Here is a 15,790-nt window from a genome sequence, read left to right as displayed (position 1 = left end):
CCGTGTGCCGGATTCGCGGTGCCGGATCCTCAGTGCTCCTCCGCGAGGCGGAACCGCCCGGAGATGTGGTGCTCGGCCCCGGAGGGCAGGCGGACGAGTGCCTGCGGCGCCTGGCCCTCGATCGTGAAGTGGTCGTCCGAGCGCTGCCAGGAGATCTGGACGCGCCCGGTGGGGGTGTCGAAGTGCCCGGCGGCGCTGGTGAGGTCGCCCACCGGGGTGGGGGCGATCAGTGGGTCGGTCCAGCCGACGGTGCCTTCCCGCTGCCGGATGCCGAGGACATGCTCGTGGAACCAGGTGGCGATCGCACCATTCATGAAGTGGTTCTGGCTGAACCCGAACGTCGGCCCGTCCCAGGTCTCGGTGAGCGCGGTGGCCCCGTGGGCGAGCATGTACCCATAGCTCGGCGCCGCGGTGACCCGGGTGATCGCCAGCAACGTCTCGTGCTTGCCGGCGCGGGCCAGCTGGCTGGCCAGGAGGGTGAGGACCACGGCGCCGACGTCCGGCATCCCGGGCGCGGCACGGATCAGCCGGTCGATCTCCTCGATCGCCCCTTCAGGAGCGAGTCCGGCATCGAGTGCCACCACCCATTCGGCAACGGTGCCGGTGCCGATCCGGCCATCCGGTGCGACCAACGCCCGGTGGAAGTCGGCGGCCACCGCTGCCGCGTCGGCCTGCAGCCGGGCCTCCTCCGGCCGGCCGAGCAGCGCCGCGACCTCCGCGGTCCGCTGCAGCAGCTTGACCAGGGTCGCGGTGGAGACCAGCGGCATGGACCGGAACTTCTTCGTCGAGGCGCCGTTGAAGTCGCCGAGGCCGTAGCGCAGGATGCCGTCGGAGTCCCGGTCGGCGAGCAGGAAGTCGATGTAGCGCAGCATCGCCGGGTAAGCGAGCTCCAGGCCGGCGAGCTGCCCCGTGTGCCGGTATCGGGCCAGTGGCAGCAGCACCACCGTCCCGCCCCAGTTCGGGTCGCCGCGCCACGGGTCGCCGGGGTCCTCCCACTCCGGGGCGTACAGGCCGATCGAGCCGTCCTCGCGCTGGGCATCGACCGCCAGTCGGAGCATCCGGTCCAAGATCGGGCCGCAGTCGTAGCTGCGCACCAGCAGGTCGTGCAAGGAGTGGATCTGCTCCAGGTAGCCGAGCTTCTCCCGCTGCGGGCAGTCGGTGAACACCGACATCATGTTCGACCGGATCGCCGCCCGGGTGAGCGCCCAGATGTCGTTCAGCCGCTGGTCCGAGCTGGTGAACGCACTGGAAGCCGGGGCGTCCGCGGCGAGCACGTGCAGGCGCACCTGGTCGGCGTGCAGCGCATCCAGCCCGGTGACCTCGAGGTAGCGCAGACCGTTGTACATGAACGCCGGGTGCCACCGGCACCCGGCCGCGCCCGCATCCACCTCGTGCCGTACGGGACCCCAGCCCTGCGTACGCACGTCCGCTCCGCCGTCGGCCTGGAGCAGCTCGGCCGGCCGCAACCGGACGCTGCTGCCCGGGGGTAGGTCCAGCTCAGGCCAGCCCGCCACGTTCTGGCCGAAGTCGACGATCCACTGCTGCCCGTGCCGGGTGAGCGTTCTCGGAGCCAGCGTCTCCTGCACCCGGATCGGCAATGTCTGCTTCGGTTCCAGCCGCAGGTCAGGGGGGACACGAGCGTCGACGGCGCAGGGCCAGGTGGCCAGGCCGCCTATCGTGGCGTCCGGTTCCAGCGAGGCGTCGTAGTCCTCTCCGCCCACCCAGTTGGAGGTGGTGGTTGCCCCGGTGGTGCCCGCCCAGGTCTGGTCGGTGCAGATCCGGCGGATGGTGCCATCGGCCAGCTCGAGGTCCAGGACGGCCGCCACGGCGATGTCCCCGATGTCCTGGTGGACCTTGATCCACCGGTCGTCCTCGGCGAACGAGCGGTACATCCCGCCGCCGAGATCGAACCGGAGCACGTGCCGGCCCGGGGTGAGGGCCAGCTCCCAGCCGGTGTACTCGCCGCTGCGGCGCCAGTCCGCATAGCCCGGTTCGAGGACATCGTCAGTGACCTCGGCGCCGTCCAGCCGTACCTGCAGCACACCCAGGGCGGCCACGTGCAGGGTGGCGCGGGCCAGACCGTCGGGCACGTCGATGACTGCCGCCAGGACCGGCAGCGCGCGGCGGTTAGCGTGCTGCGCGGCCGAGGTGATCCAGCTGGCGCCGGCGTCGATCGGATTCAAGCGTCCTCCTCGTGGTGCCCGGTCCGGGGTGGCGGGCCGGGGTGTTGCCCCGCTGGTGCCCGGTCCGGGGTTTGCCTGCCGGGGGTGCTGACCCGGACAGGTGGTTCCTCATCCCTGGGCGGCCTCCTGCATCGCTGCAGTCACGTCCTCGGGTGTCTGCTCTCCCAGGAGCATGCCCTGGACCCCCGCGTGCAGGGCGGCCTGCACCTCCGCGTTCGGCCAGTACAGATCCGGCACCGGCGTGGTGCGGTCGGCCGCGGAGAGCTCGTTGACGATCGCGACCGATGGTGGCGCGTCGAACTCGTCACTGGCGATCGTCGGCACGGCACCGGCCTGCAGCCCGGCGAGCTGAGCGAGCTGTTCCCCCTCGGACAGCCAGTTCACGAAGTCCAGTGCGGCCTCGCTCTGGTCGGAGGCGGCGTTCACGCCGACGGTGGAGGACAGGCTCACCGGCATCGTGGTCTGCTCCGGGTCATCGGTGGCGGGCAGCGCGTGCATCACCCACTCGGTGTCCTCCGGTGCGTTCGCCTGGATCTCGGAGAGCAGAGCACCGACGGTGACTACGCCGAAGCTCTCCCCCTGACCGACCACCTGCCAGGTGGTGGGCCCGTCGGTACCGGTCGGGCTGTCCTGGAAGCAGCCGGCGTCGACCATCTCCTGGTGCTGGGCCAGGGCGGTGACCCACTCGCTCTGGCTGAAGTCGGATCCGGAGCCCACGTTCGCCTCGAACTCCGGGTCCACGCTGTCCACCAGGGTGGCGGCCAGGGCGTAGGGGATCAAGGCGTTGATCCAGGCCGCGCCGGCGCCGAGGGTGAATGCCGGAGTCCCGGCCGCGCTGGCGTCGCTGCAGAACGCGAGTAGATCGGTCCAGGTCTGCGGTGCCTCCAGGCCCGCCTCGTCCAGCATGCCTTGGTTGTAGATCGCGCCGATCCCGAAGATCGTCGACGGGTAGGCGTAGACCGAGTCCTCGTGGCTGAGGAAGCTGCGGTACGGCTCCTCCAGATCGCCGGCCCACTCCTCCTCGGTGAGGTCGAGCAGGTATCCGGCCTCGGCGAGGACGCCGACAGAGGTCGGTGACCCAGCGCCGGGGTTCAGGTAGAACACGTCCGGGGCATTCCCGGCGGCGAGCTGGGTGGTGAGCAGCTGCTGGGCGTTCTCGTTCCCGGCGACGTAGGTGACGTTGATCTCGATGTCCGGGTTCGCCTCGGCGTACGCCTCGATCATCGGGGTGGTCTGCGCCTGCGTCCACGGAGAGAGGAAGGAAAGGGTGGCGGAGGCGCCGTCGCCCCCGTCCTCGCCGCCGTCCGGACCCTGCGGGGTGCTGGTACAGGCGGCCAGGGCGAGGACGGCTGCCGCCGCCCCGGCTGCGGTGAGAGTGCTGCGCTTCATTGTCGCGTCTCCTGATGTGTGGAAGGTCCGGTTGGTGTGGATGGTCCGGTGCCGGTCGGCGCCGGGATGCCGTCAGCCCTTCAGGCCGCCGGCGAAACCGCTGATGATCTGTTTCTGTGCCGCGATGAAGGCGATCAGTACAGGGACGGAGGCGAGCAGCATGCCGGCGAACACCACCGGCCATTGGGTGACGTAGACGCCGACGAACGAGATGATCGCGACGGTCACCGTCTGCTGCCCGCTCCCGGACAGGTAGAGCAAGGGGGTGAAGAAGTCGTTGTACATGCCGATGCCGTTGAGGATCAGCACGGTCATGGTCACCGGCCGCAGCATCGGGAACACCACATGCCAGAACGCCCCGAGCGGCCCGCACCCGTCCAGCTGGGCGCTCTCCTCGTACTCGATCGGCACTGCGCGCAGGAACATCGTGTAGAGGAAGATGGAGAACGGCAGGAACAGCGCCGAGTAGACCAGCACCAGCCCCCAGAGGGTGCCCATCAGACCCAGGTTGCGCACGATCACGTACAGCGGCAGCGTCGCCAGCTGCAGCGGCAGCATCAGGCCGCCGATGAAGGCCACGGACGCGATCCGGGACAGTCTGCTGGTCGCCCGGGCGAGGTAGTAGCTGGCGAGTGCGGCCTCGGCGATCACGATCACGCTGGACACAGCGGTGACCACGATGCTGTTCAGCAGGGCGGCGCCGAGCCCACCAGCACCCCAGGCGATGCCGAGCGACTCGAAGTTCGGTGGCAGCGTAGGCACCATCGCGGACTGCTGCGAGTGCGGCTCTTGGAACGCCAGGTTGATGATGACGTAGAACGGGATGGCGAACACGGCGGCTGCGGCGATCATGCCGAGCTCCAGCAGACCGGTGCGCCAGGTGTAGCGATGGGTCATGACAGCCCACGCTGGCGTCGCAGGAACTTGAACTGCACTGCGGTCAGCACCGCGATCAGCAGGCTCAGCACCACCGCGAGTGCGGCGGCCGAGCCGTAGTTGCCGAACTCGAACGCCTCCTGCACGAGCAAGGTGGAGATCGTCTGCGTCTGGTTCGCCGGGCCACCTCCGGTGAGGACGTAGACGTCGTCGAACACCCGCAGCCCGGTGATCAGCGTGAACACCATGTTCACCGTGATCGCGGGTGCCAGGAACGGCAACGACACGTTGAAGAAGCGGCGCCAGGCGCCGGCACCGTCGATGCTCGCAGCCTCCAGCACTTCCTGGGGCACCGCTTGCAGGCCGGCCAGGTAGATCACCATCGTCGAGCCGACGGTCTGCCAGGAGATCACCAGGATGATCACCCAGATGGCCAGCTCCGGGTCGCCGAGCCAGTTCGGCAGCTCGGTGACGCCGAGGCCGGCGAGCGCGTCGTTGACCGGGCCGGAGGGGGAGAACAGGTACTTGTAGGTGTAGCCGAGGACCACGCTGGACATCACAGCCGGGGCGAAGAACACGGTGCGCAGCAGCAGGCGGCTGCGCACCCGGGTGTTCAGGGCGAGGGCGAGCAGCATGCCGAACAGGTTTCGGGTCACCAGGAGCGCGAAGGCGATCAGCAGGGTGCGAGCCACGGCGCCGAACGCGACCGGGTGGCTGAAGACGTCCTTCAGATTGTCGAAGCCGACGAACACGCGCTCCGGGGATACCCCGTCCCACTCCTGGAAGGCCAGGATCACGCCGTCGATGCTTGGCCAGATCATGAAGACGGCGAAGACCACGATCGCGGGCAGCGCAAACCACCAGGGCACGAACTGGCCGCGACGACGCCGGGTCGCTGCCGATCGGGCCACGCGCTGCTCCCTTGATTGCTGCCGGATGGGTTACCTCGTTGTGCTCCGGTGCATGTTACATGTAATCTTCGGAGCAGCAAGGAGGCAAGGATGACGAATCCACTGGCGGGTCCCGGCGCCGAACCCGGTCTCGTCGCCCGTGGCAACGGGTTGGCAGACCAGGCCTACGGCGTGCTCCGGGACGCGATCCTGAGCCACGCACTGCCGCCGGGTAGCAAGCTGTCCGTCCCCGAGGTCGCGCGATGGCTGGACATCAGTCGCAGCCCGGCGCGGGAGGCGATCACCCGGATCCAGCACGACGGGCTCGCCGACTACGTGCCGCACCGTGGCGCTGTGGTGAGCCGGATCGACCCGGAGGCGCTCGCGGAGATCTACGCGATTCGCGAAGTGCTGGAGGGTCTGGCCGCCCGGCTCGCTGCGGAGCGGGCCGATGAGGCGGCGCTGGCCCGGCTCGATGTGCTGTGGACGGCCCACGCCGAGGCCGTCGAGGCAGGTGACACTGCTGCGCACGTTCGTCTCGACGGGGAGTTCCACCACCGGATCCGGGAGGCCGCCGGCAACGAACGGCTCACCGAGTCGCTCGGCCGGCTGCAGGGGCAGATCCGGTTGGCGATGGCGACGACGTCGCGGCGGGGCGGGGGCCCGCCGGTCGCGCTCGCCGAGCACCGGGCCATCCTGGACGCGATCCGGTCCGGGGATGGGGAGAGTGCCGAACAGGTGGCGCGCGGACACATCCGGCGGCTCCGGGAGAGCCTGCACGCCGCCTCGGACGAGGGCGACGAGAAGGAGGGGAACGCATGACACGAGCAACAGTCCTCGGGCTGGGCACGATGGGTGGCCGCGTGGCGGCCGCGCTGGTGGGCGCGGGACACGAGGTGCGCGGACACGACCTGTCGGAGCGGGCGCGCCGAGCTGCCCTGTCCGAGGGGGTCGCCGTCAGCGAGAGTGCCGCGGAGGCGCTCGACGGCGCCGAGATCGTGATTCTCTCGCTGCCGCGTCCTGAGCACGTACTCGAGGTCGCGGCCGGGCCGCTCGCCGAGCGCGCCGGGGTGGTGGTGGCAGACCTGTCCACCATCGACCCCGGCAGCGCCCGGGAGGCCGCCGCGCAGCTTGCCGCCGGCGGCGTCGCCTATGTAGATGCTCCGGTTCTCGGCCGGCCGGACAAGATCGGCGGGTGGACCCTGCCCGCTGGTGGGGTAGCAGAGGCGGTCGACGGCGTGCGGGATCTCTTGCAGGGACCGGTCGCCAAGGCGGTGCCACATGTGGGAGAGGTCGGCGCCGGGTCCACGATCAAGGTGCTGAACAACCTGATGTTCGGGGCGATCAACGCGGTGACGGCCGAGGTGCTGCACGCGTGTGCTGCGGCGGGACTGGATCCGGAGGTGTTCGTGCGCACGGTCGCTGACTCCGGCGCGGCCACCGTGTCGAACCTGTTCCGGGAGATCGCCCCGAAGATGGTGGCCGGGGACTACCGGCCCGCGTTCGCGCTCGACCTGCTCGCCAAGGACAACCGGCTGGCACTCGAGCTGGCCCGGCAGGTCGGCGCACCGGCACCGGTCGCCGAGCTCGTCGACACGCTGAACACTGCGACCGCGGACCTCGGCCACGGCGGGCAGGACACCGGGCGTGGTCCTCGAGTTCTACCGGTCGGCCTCGGACAGCTCTCGATGACGGGACTTCTCGCCGAGCGGGTGGTCGTCCGGATCCTGGCCGCCCCGCTGGCGGAGCCGATCCCGATGTCCTTCTCCCGGCTGACCGAACGCCGGATGTGCCTGGTCGAGGTGCACGCCGGCGGTGAGGTCGGCTACGGCGAGAGCTGGATCAACTATCCCGAGTGGGCGGCGACCGAACGGATGGCGACCCTGCTCGAAGGCGTTGCCCCGGTGCTGCTCGGCACCGACGTCTCCGATCCGGCCGACGTGCTCGACCGGCTGGTCGCCAGGCTCTCCGGGGTGGGGCGGCAGTGGGGCGCTCGAGGGCCGATCTGGCAGGCGATCAGCGCCGTCGACCTGGCGTTGTGGGACCTGCGCGGCCGACTGGCCGGCCTACCGGTCGGCGAGCTGCTCGGCCAGGTGCGGCCGTCCGCTCCCGTCTATGCCAGTGGTGTCGGCCCGACCGACGTGCCGCAGCTGTGCGCGTTGGCCGTCGAGCGCGGGATTCGCGCGGTGAAGGCGAAGGTGGGCTTCGGTGACGAGACCGATCGGGCGACGATCGCTGCGATCCGCAAGCACGCGCCCGGTGCGCGGGTGTTTGCCGATGCGAACTGTGCCTGGGCGCCGGCCGAGGCGGCACAGCAGACGTTGATCCTCGCCGACGAGGGGATCGAATGGTTGGAGGAGCCGCTCCTCGACCCGGGCCGCGATGCCCTCGAGCAGCTGCATCTGAGCACCGGTATGCCGCTGGCCGCGGGGGAGAACTGTTACGGGCTGAACGAGCTGACCGCGCTCGCCCACGTGCCCGGGGTCGACCAGGTGCAGCCGGACCCGGCCAAGTCCGGAGGCATCACTGTCGCGACCAGGCTCGCGGCCGCGCTCGTCGGTACCCGGAGCCGGCTGAGCCCGCACTGGTACGCCGGCGCGATCGGCCTGCGCGCGTCGCTGGCGCTCGCCACCAGCCAACGGTCGGCAGAATGGGTGGAGCTCGACGTACGCTCGAACCCGCTCCGGGACACGCTCGTGGGTGACGGCTTCCGTCTGGACGAGTCTGGGCAGATCCTCGCCGCACGTGCTCCCGGACTGGTCGGGGACCTGGACCACGACCGGGTCGCCGCACTACAGATTGCCACCGCAGACAGGAGTGCCCCATGACCGCAGCCACCACCACCCTTCCCGGTGCCCGCATCGCCGGACGTACCGAACCGGGTGAGCCGCACCCGGTGCCGCGGCCCGATAGTGGGCAGGTGATCGCGGAGGCCGGTTGGGCCGGCACCGACGCTGTGGACCGGGCTGTCGGTGCGGCGCGGGAGGCAGCTGCGGGGTGGGCCGCCACACCGGCGCGTGACCGGGCCGCGGCCCTGCGCGCGATCGCTGCCGATCTGCGCGCCGAGACCGAGGAGCTCGGCGCGATCGTCTGCGCGGAGACCGGGAAGCGACTGCCGGAGGCGCAGGGCGAGATCGGTGGCTCGGCGAAATACTTCGACTGGTTCGCCGAGGCTGCCGCGATCGCCGAGATCGAGAGTGGGCGGACCGCACCGGGTCGCCGGTTCCAGGTCCGGCACCACCCGGTGGGCGTGGTCGCGGCCCTGGGCACCTGGAACTTCCCGGTCTCCATCCCGGCCCGGAAGGTTGCCGCCGCGATCGCGGCAGGCTGCCCGGCCATCCTCAAGGCCAGCGAGCGCACCCCGGTCTCGGCCGACCGGCTGGTGGCCATCTGCGAACGACACCTTCCGCCCGGCGTGATCGGCGCGGTGATGGGTGGCCCCGAGCTGGCGAACGCCCTCATCGACCATCCGGACGTTGCCGCGGTCACGTTCACCGGCTCGACGGCGATCGGCAGGTTGGTCGCCGAGCGCGCCGCGCGCTCGTTTACCCGGACCGTGCTGGAGCTCGGCGGGAAGGCGCCGTTCATCATTCGTCCGGACGCGGACCTCGCGGACGCGGTGGAGCACCTGATGGTCGCCAAGCTGCGTAACAACGGCGAGTCCTGCATCGCGGCGAACAACGTGTTCGTGCACTCCTCGCTGCGGGAGCAGCTGTGGGACCTGCTCACCGAGCGGATCGGCGCGGTGCGGCCAGGGGCGCCGGAGGATCCGGAGACCGACCTCGGGCCGATGATCGACGACGCCGCCGCCCAGCGGCTGCGGGGCCTCCTCGCGCAGGCTGAGGCGGACGGCGCCGAGGTGGTCCGCGGTCAGGACGGTCCGGCCGGCGACGCGTACCTGCCCGCCGCACTGGTTGCCTGCGACCGGCCCACCCAGCTCTGGGACGAGGAGGTCTTCGGTCCGGTGCTGGCGTTGCGCTCCTACGACGACGAGGATGCGGTCGTCGCGGAGGTGAACGGCTGGGGCGTCGGCCTGGCCGGGTACGTCTGCGGCACCGACCTGGCGGCCGCGGAGCAGCTCGCCGAACGCCTCCGAGTCGGCATCGTCGGCATCAACAACGGCGCCCCGAACACCCCGGAGGTCCCCTTCGGCGGCTTCGGCGGCAGCGGTATCGGGCGCGAAGGCGGAATGAGCGGCTACCTGGAGTTTGTAGAGGAGCAGACCATCGCCGTCGCGCGGTGAAGCGCGATGCGTGAAGCGTGACGGACCAGGCGGGCCGCGCGCGGGGTGATACCTACTCCGCAGCGGAGGTGCAGGCGGTTCGACACCGCGCCCGCCGGGTCGATATCCGCGGTGTCGAGCCCTTGCGCCAGGTGACGAATGAATGGATTCATCCCGGCAGCCAGGTGGAAAAGAGCGGGCCGGATGTCGGTGCTGCAGGACAGACTGACCCGATGGCTGTGAACCAGGAGATCGCCCTGCTGCGCCTGGTGGCGTTGCGCCTCGCCGGACCGCGCTGGGATACACCGGCGGAAGCGGTCCGGCACCTCGGCGCCGTGCAGGCACAGGACCTGCGCGGAGCGCTCACCTCCGTCGCCCTGCGCGTGGCTGGCGGCACCAGCAGCGGTGTGCGGGCTGCGCTGGATGAGGGCCGGATCGTGCGGACCTGGCCGATGCGCGGCACCCTGCACCTCGTCCCCGCTGAGGACGCCGGCTGGATGATGTCGATCGCGGGGCCGCGGATGGAGACCGGGCTGCGTACCCGGATGGCGGAGTTCGGGATCGACGACCTCTCCAGGGCCCGCGCCCGGGCTCTGGAGGTAGCCGAGCGGGTGCTGGCCGGCGGTCACGGACTGACCCGTGCCGAGCTCAATGCGCACTGGGCAGATGCCGGACTGGTGCGCGAACCACGGGCCGGGCTGTTCCTGCTGCATCTGCTCTGCGGATCGGGGGCCGTGGCACTCGGGCCGATGTCGGGGGACGGGCAGCAGGTGGTCCGACTCACGGACTGGGTGCCCCGACCGCGCGCTCTCGACCCGGAGGAGGGGCTGACCGAATGGGTTCGCCGGTACGTGCTCAGTCACGGACCGGTGACCGACCGGGACACCGCCCGCTGGTTCGGGCTGCCGCTCGGGATGGTCCGCCCCGCACTGGCCCGCGCCGGCGGCCTCGAACGGCGCGAGATCGATGGCGACACCTACTATCTGGACCCGGCCGTGCCGGAGCTGCTCGCCGAGTACCGGCGCGAGGCCCGCCGGCTGATGCTGCTGCCGGGGTTCGACGAGTTCATCCTCGGCTATGTCGACCGCACGTTCGCGGTGCCACCCGCCCGCATCGACGAGCTGGTGCCCGGCGGGAACGGGGTGTTCCGCGCCACGATCGTCAAGACCGGCAAGGTGATCGGCTTGTGGCGGCGTGGTGGCACGCCGGCCAAGCGGCAGCTCGAGGTGGATGCGTTCCGCCCGCTCGGTCCGCGCACCGAGGCGTCCGTGCAGCGGGCCTACGCCCGGCTGCCCTGAGCCCGGTCAGCCCAGCGTGACCTGGCCGTCCGGGGTGTCCAGCACGATCCTCATCCGGAAGGTGTCGCCGTGCTCCAGCCGGATCAGGTCGAACGCACCGACGGCGGTCAGCGCCGTGCGGACGTCCGTCACCTGGGGGTGGGCGATCACCACCTCGTTCAGTGAGACCGTCGGCAGCCCTTCGGCAGGGTGCGGGCTGTCCTGCCAGTCGATCAGGAACGGGACAGCACCATCGAATCCGCCCTCGGGCGGGGTGAGGCGCCAGCTGAGCAGATCGCCGTCCGGGGTGCGGCGACTCATCGGGGCTACCGGTCCCGGGTCGTAGCCGTCCGCCCGGGCGGAGTCGACCAGGTGATCGACGCTCGGGGTCCGCACCGCCCAGCCCACCACCGTGGGCGCGGAGACCTCATCTACCCGCAACGGGCGCGGCCGGTCGGGATCGCCCTGATCAGGGTCAGGCCCGAGCAGCTCCAGGTACCGTCCGGCGCCCAGCCCGAGCAGTGCATTCGCCGTACCGCGGCCTTCGTGGCTGCCGCCCGGCTGCGGGGCGATGCCGGTGCTGGTGCGCACCTGCGCCACGAGCGCGGCGAGGTCCGGGCCGGCATAGACGAGGTGGTCGAGCTCGATCGGCATGCTCCGAGCCTAGTTCTCGCATTGAATCGACTCAAGCGATACTTCCTGCGCTGAGTAGTGCTCCCGCCGGGTATCGCCTGAGCCGGCGAACTGCCGAACCGGTCGCCCCGTTTGCCCGGTCACCCGGTCACCTGGTCCCCCCAGTTGCCCCGTCACCCGGTCACCCGGTCACCCGGTCACCCGGTCACCTCGGTTCAGCGGCCGACGAGGTCTGCGCCGCCGTCTACCGGCAGTACCGCTCCGGTGATCCATTCGGCCTCGGCGGAGAGCAGGAACGTGATCGCGGCCGCGACATCCTCCGGGCGCCCGACCCGGCCGAGCGGGTACTCCGCACCGCGCTTAACGATCAGGCCCGCATAGTCCTCGGTACTCAGGCCGCCGCTGACCCAGATGCCGGTATCCACCAGCGACGGTCGCACCACGTTCACCCGCACCGGTGCCAGCTCCAGCGCCAGCGCCCGGCTGAACGATTCCACCCCACCCTTCGCCGCCGCGTATGCGCTCGCCGAGGGTTGCGGGTTCGTGGCGATCGAGGAGCTCGTGGTGACAATCGCGCCTCCGGCCTGCTGCACGGCGGGTGCGAACGCCCGGCAGCTGTGCATCGTGCCGAGCAGGTTGACCTCCACCTGCCGAACCAGGTCGGCACTGGAGGTGGCGAGCAGGTCACCGCGGGTCACCATCCCGGCACAGGTGACCAGGGCGTCCACGCCGGAGTGCGTTTCTCGGACCTGGTCGGCCACTGCGGCGACCGCGCCGGCATCGGCCACGTCCACCTCGTGCTCTTCCGCCGGTTGCCACGGCATACCGGGATCGGTCGGCCGCCGCGCCAGGCTCACCACGTGGTAGCCGAGCCGGTGCAACCGGGCGCCGACAGCGAGCCCGATACCCGCCGAACCGCCGGTGATCACCGCGACCGGTGCGGGCACCGCAGCGCCGCCTGTCCGGTCGGTGGCACCCGCCGCCGAAACCGCAGTACCCCCAGTCGAAACCGCAGCACTCACCACTGGAGTATCAGCACCCGCCGCTGGAGCAGCACTGCCGGAAGTCGACCGGCTCACCGGCCCGCCTCGTTGATCAGCGTGCGCACCCCGCGCAGCCACACCGCGCCTTCGGCCGCCTCGCTCGGGTACGTCTCGTGCCCGGCGCTGAGCACCTGGAGCCGTGCCCGATCTCCGATCGCCGCCAGTGCGGCGTTATACACGGCGAACTGCCCCGGCGGTGGCACCGAGGGGTCCCACAGCGCGCACCCGAACAGGGTCGGCACCCGCAGGAAGCCGGCGGCGGTGGCGGCGTCGAAGTAGCGCAGCACCTCCCGCGCCCGCGGGTGCAGGGCCACATGTTCGCGCACTCGCTCGCCGCTGCCGGTACACGGCAGGTGCAGCCGGATGTCGTACTGGCCGAAGCTGGGCACCCGCAGTGCGGCGGCCACGAACCGGTCATCCCAGGGCAGGGCCAGAGCCCCCTGACCGCCACCGAAGCTCCCGCCGACGAACACCAGCGGCACCTGCCCGACCAGCTCGGTGAGGGCACTCGCCGCGCACCACAGATCAGCCGCGCAGCCGCCGAGCACATAGCTGTCCCGGCTCTCGATGCCCTCCAGCACGTGCCCATCGGTGGGCCGGAGCACCTGCGGCATCAGACTCACCGCCGGCAGCCCGCGCGCCACCGGGAAGATCACCGCGGCATCGTCCGGGATGCCGGCCAGGTCCGGCTCCTCCCGGCCGCCGTAACCGTGGCTGAACACCACACCCACGCGCACCGGACCGTCCTTCGGCAGCGCCACCCAACCGCCTAGGCGCAGACCGCCGAGGCTGGTGAAGTCCACCCGGTGCAGCGTGTGTGCCCGGGCAAGCATCGGATAGTCAGCCAGCTCCGGGGCGGGCTGGACCGCACGGGCCGAGGCCTGCAGACTCTGCCAGAACTCGGCGAAGTCCTCCGGCGGCGCCGGAGCGGACACCTGCAGCAGCGCCTCCAGACCGTAGCCGTAGGTGGCGTCCATCGGAGCCTCGGGAAACCACTCCTCGAACGGTGGCCGTTGGTCTGCGGTGGACTGACGGGTGGAAGGACCGGTGGTCACGGTCGTCATGGGACTCCTTCTTCTCTGCCCGAGCACCCTAGCGAACCGCCACGGTGAGCTGATTGACCTAGGCGAGACTTCGCCGTCGTGATAGGACGGCACAGTGACTGATACCACAGTGAACTCTGCCGACCAGGCGACCCCTGGCCCCACCCCGTTCCACGATCTGGACGCCTACATCGCGCTGCCGCGGATCACCTCGTTGGCGCTCAGTCCGGACGGGGACAGGCTCGCCGTTGCGGTCTCCAGCCTGAACTCCGACGGCACCAAGTACCTGACCGCACTGTGGCAGGTGGACCCGAGCGGCGAGGCGCCGGCCCACCGGCTCACCCGCGGACTGACCGGTGAGAGCGCCCCGGAGTTCACCGCCGCCGGCGATCTGCTGTTTGTGGCCAAACGCACCACGGACGGCGTTGAGGAGGAGGACGCTACCCCCGCCGTCTGGCTGCTGCCAGCCACCGGTGGTGAGGCGCACCAGATCGCCAGTCGGCCCGGTGGTGTGGATGCCGTGCGCGCCGCCCGCGCCGCCGGCACGGTGCTGATCACCGCGGACACGATGCCCTCGGCCACTGACGTCGAGAGCGAGGAGGCGGTGCTCGAGGCGCGGAAGAAGCACAAGGTTTCCGCGATCCTGCACGCCGACTACCCGGTGCGGTTCTGGGACCACGACCTCGGGCCCGCCGCCCCCCGACTCTTCACCGGTGAGCTGCCCGCCCCGGGCAGCGACCAGAGCGAGGCGAGCGCCGCTGTCGACCTGCGCGACCTCACCCCCAAGCCGGGCAAGGCCCTGGTCGAGGGTGAAGCCGATCTGAGCGCCGACGGCCGCACGGTGGTGAGCACCTGGTCCGTGCCGATGGGCAAGGGTGCGGTGCGCAGCAGCCTGGTTCGCCTCGAGGTGGCCACCGGAACGCAAACCGTGGTCGCCGACGATCCGGGCGCGGAGTTCTTCGCTCCCCGGATCAGTCCGGACGGCACGCAGGTGGCCTACATCGCCGAGAGCCTGTCCAGCCCGCACGAGGCTCCTCGGGTCACGCTCTGGGTGAGCCGACTGGACGGGTCGCAGGCGCGCCAGGTGGCCGCGGACTGGGACCGGTGGCCGGGGAGCCTGGCCTGGCTGCCCGATTCCTCCGGGCTGCTGGTGGTGGCGGACGACGGCGGTCGTGCCCCGGTCTTCCTCGTCACCCTGGCGGGTCAGGTGAGCAGAATCACCGACGACGACGGCGCCTACTCGGGTGTCGTCGTCGCCCCGGACGGGCGCTGCGCCTACGCGCTCCGAGCGTCCTACGCCTACCCGGCCGAAGTGGTCCGCCTGGACCTGGACGGCGCCAGCTCGGCGTCGGTGACGGCGTTGCCGGGACCGGTGGCTCGCCCGGAGCTCCCGGGCACCCTCCGCGAGGTCAGCAGCACTGCCGAGGACGGCACGCCGGTACGGGCCTGGCTCGCGCTGCCGGACGGCGCCTCGGCCGACGCACCGGCGCCGATGCTGCTGTGGATCCACGGTGGACCACTGGGCTCCTGGAACTCCTGGAGCTGGCGGTGGTGCCCGTGGCTGCTGGTGGCCCAGGGGTATGCGGTGCTGCTGCCCGACCCTGCGCTGAGCACCGGTTACGGGCAGGAGTTCATCCAGCGCGGCTGGGGCGAGTGGGGCAAGGCCCCGTTCACCGACCTGATGGCGATCACCGATGCCGCGGAGCAGCTCGCCGAGATCGACGAGGGCCGCACTGCCGCGATGGGCGGCTCGTTCGGTGGCTACATGGCCAACTGGGTGGCCGGGCACACCGACCGGTTCGACGCGATCGTCACCCATGCCAGCCTGTGGGCCTTGGACGGCTTCGGTTCCACGACGGACGCCGGGTACTTCTGGCGGCGGGAGATGACCCCGGAGATGGCGATGGCCAACTCGCCACACCTGTCTGTGGCCGAGATTGTCACGCCGATGCTGGTGATCCACGGGGACAAGGACTACCGGGTGCCGATCGGTGAGGGCCTACGGCTCTGGTACGAGCTGCTCAGCGAGTCCGGGCTGCCCGCCGACGCCGATGGCCGCACCGTGCACCGGTTCCTGTACTACCCGGACGAGAACCACTGGATCCTCACCCCGCAGCACGCGAAGGTCTGGTACCAGGTGGTGAGTGGGTTCCTCGCCGAGCATGTCCTGGGTCAGGAGGCTCCGGCGCTGCCCGAGGTGCTCGGCTGAGCCGTCCGCCGACTCGCGGCCGACG

The 15,790-nt window shown here is 70.9% G+C and carries 12 protein-coding genes; 5 read left to right on the top strand and 7 right to left on the bottom strand.

All coding sequences use genetic code 11. The annotated features are described in order from the left end of the window. Positions 1-29: 29 nt before the first annotated feature. The 4 genes from FU260_RS22155 to FU260_RS22140 all read right to left on the bottom strand — a co-directional run bounded on the left by FU260_RS22155 (position 30) and on the right by FU260_RS22140 (position 5,359). Positions 30-2,183 carry a family 78 glycoside hydrolase catalytic domain gene (locus FU260_RS22155; protein ID WP_147919023.1) on the bottom strand — a complete coding sequence of 718 codons (2,154 nt, stop codon included), beginning with the start codon at positions 2,181-2,183 and terminating at the stop codon, positions 30-32. 108 nt (positions 2,184-2,291) lie between these two features. Continuing rightward, positions 2,292-3,572 carry an ABC transporter substrate-binding protein gene (locus FU260_RS22150; protein WP_147919022.1) on the bottom strand — a complete coding sequence of 427 codons (1,281 nt, stop codon included), beginning with the start codon at positions 3,570-3,572 and terminating at the stop codon, positions 2,292-2,294. Positions 3,573-3,644: 72 nt separating this feature from the next. Further along, complete coding sequence (locus FU260_RS22145; protein ID WP_147919021.1) at positions 3,645-4,469, bottom strand: carbohydrate ABC transporter permease; 825 nt, start codon at positions 4,467-4,469, stop codon at positions 3,645-3,647. Next, entirely contained in the window at positions 4,466-5,359 is an 894-nt protein-coding gene (locus FU260_RS22140; RefSeq protein ID WP_147919020.1) for a carbohydrate ABC transporter permease, read from the bottom strand. The genes FU260_RS22145 and FU260_RS22140 overlap by 4 nt, the downstream gene beginning before the upstream one ends. Before the next feature lie 90 nt (positions 5,360-5,449). Here FU260_RS22140 and FU260_RS22135 point away from each other — a divergent pair, with 90 nt between their 5' ends. The 4 genes from FU260_RS22135 (at position 5,450) to FU260_RS22120 (ending at position 10,858) form a co-directional block, all read left to right on the top strand. Further along, positions 5,450-6,160 carry a GntR family transcriptional regulator gene (locus FU260_RS22135; protein ID WP_147919019.1) on the top strand — a complete coding sequence of 237 codons (711 nt, stop codon included), beginning with the start codon at positions 5,450-5,452 and terminating at the stop codon, positions 6,158-6,160. Next, complete coding sequence (locus tag FU260_RS22130) at positions 6,157-8,166, top strand: enolase C-terminal domain-like protein (protein ID WP_147919018.1); 2,010 nt, start codon at positions 6,157-6,159, stop codon at positions 8,164-8,166. The genes FU260_RS22135 and FU260_RS22130 overlap by 4 nt, the downstream gene beginning before the upstream one ends. After that, entirely contained in the window at positions 8,163-9,581 is a 1,419-nt protein-coding gene (locus FU260_RS22125; protein WP_147919017.1) for an aldehyde dehydrogenase family protein, read from the top strand. Before FU260_RS22130 ends, FU260_RS22125 begins: the two co-directional genes overlap by 4 nt. A gap of 212 nt (positions 9,582-9,793) precedes the next feature. Beyond that, the gene (locus tag FU260_RS22120) at positions 9,794-10,858 is read left to right on the top strand and encodes a winged helix DNA-binding domain-containing protein (RefSeq protein WP_147919016.1); all 1,065 of its coding nucleotides are present in this window, start codon (positions 9,794-9,796) and stop codon (positions 10,856-10,858) included. A 6-nt stretch (positions 10,859-10,864) separates the two neighbouring features. Here the strand turns inward: FU260_RS22120 and FU260_RS22115 are convergent, their stop codons facing one another. From FU260_RS22115 to FU260_RS22105, 3 genes are all read right to left on the bottom strand, one after another. Further along, on the bottom strand, positions 10,865-11,491 hold the full coding sequence (locus FU260_RS22115) for a VOC family protein (RefSeq protein WP_147919015.1): 627 nt from the start codon (positions 11,489-11,491) through the stop codon (positions 10,865-10,867). Between the two features lie 194 nt (positions 11,492-11,685). Further along, on the bottom strand, positions 11,686-12,492 hold the full coding sequence (locus FU260_RS22110) for an SDR family NAD(P)-dependent oxidoreductase (RefSeq protein WP_168211910.1): 807 nt from the start codon (positions 12,490-12,492) through the stop codon (positions 11,686-11,688). 53 nt (positions 12,493-12,545) lie between these two features. Then, positions 12,546-13,577, bottom strand: a complete 1,032-nt coding sequence (locus tag FU260_RS22105) for an acetylxylan esterase (RefSeq protein WP_147919013.1) — start codon at positions 13,575-13,577, stop codon at positions 12,546-12,548. A gap of 94 nt (positions 13,578-13,671) precedes the next feature. Between FU260_RS22105 and FU260_RS22100 the strand changes: the two genes are divergently transcribed. Beyond that, on the top strand, positions 13,672-15,765 hold the full coding sequence (locus FU260_RS22100) for a S9 family peptidase (RefSeq protein WP_235912105.1): 2,094 nt from the start codon (positions 13,672-13,674) through the stop codon (positions 15,763-15,765). Positions 15,766-15,790: the final 25 nt, after the last annotated feature.

This window comes from Ruania zhangjianzhongii, assembly GCF_008000995.1.
GTDB lineage: Bacteria > Actinomycetota > Actinomycetes > Actinomycetales > Beutenbergiaceae > Ruania > Ruania zhangjianzhongii.
This window is presented reverse-complemented; position numbering and strand designations above follow the sequence as displayed.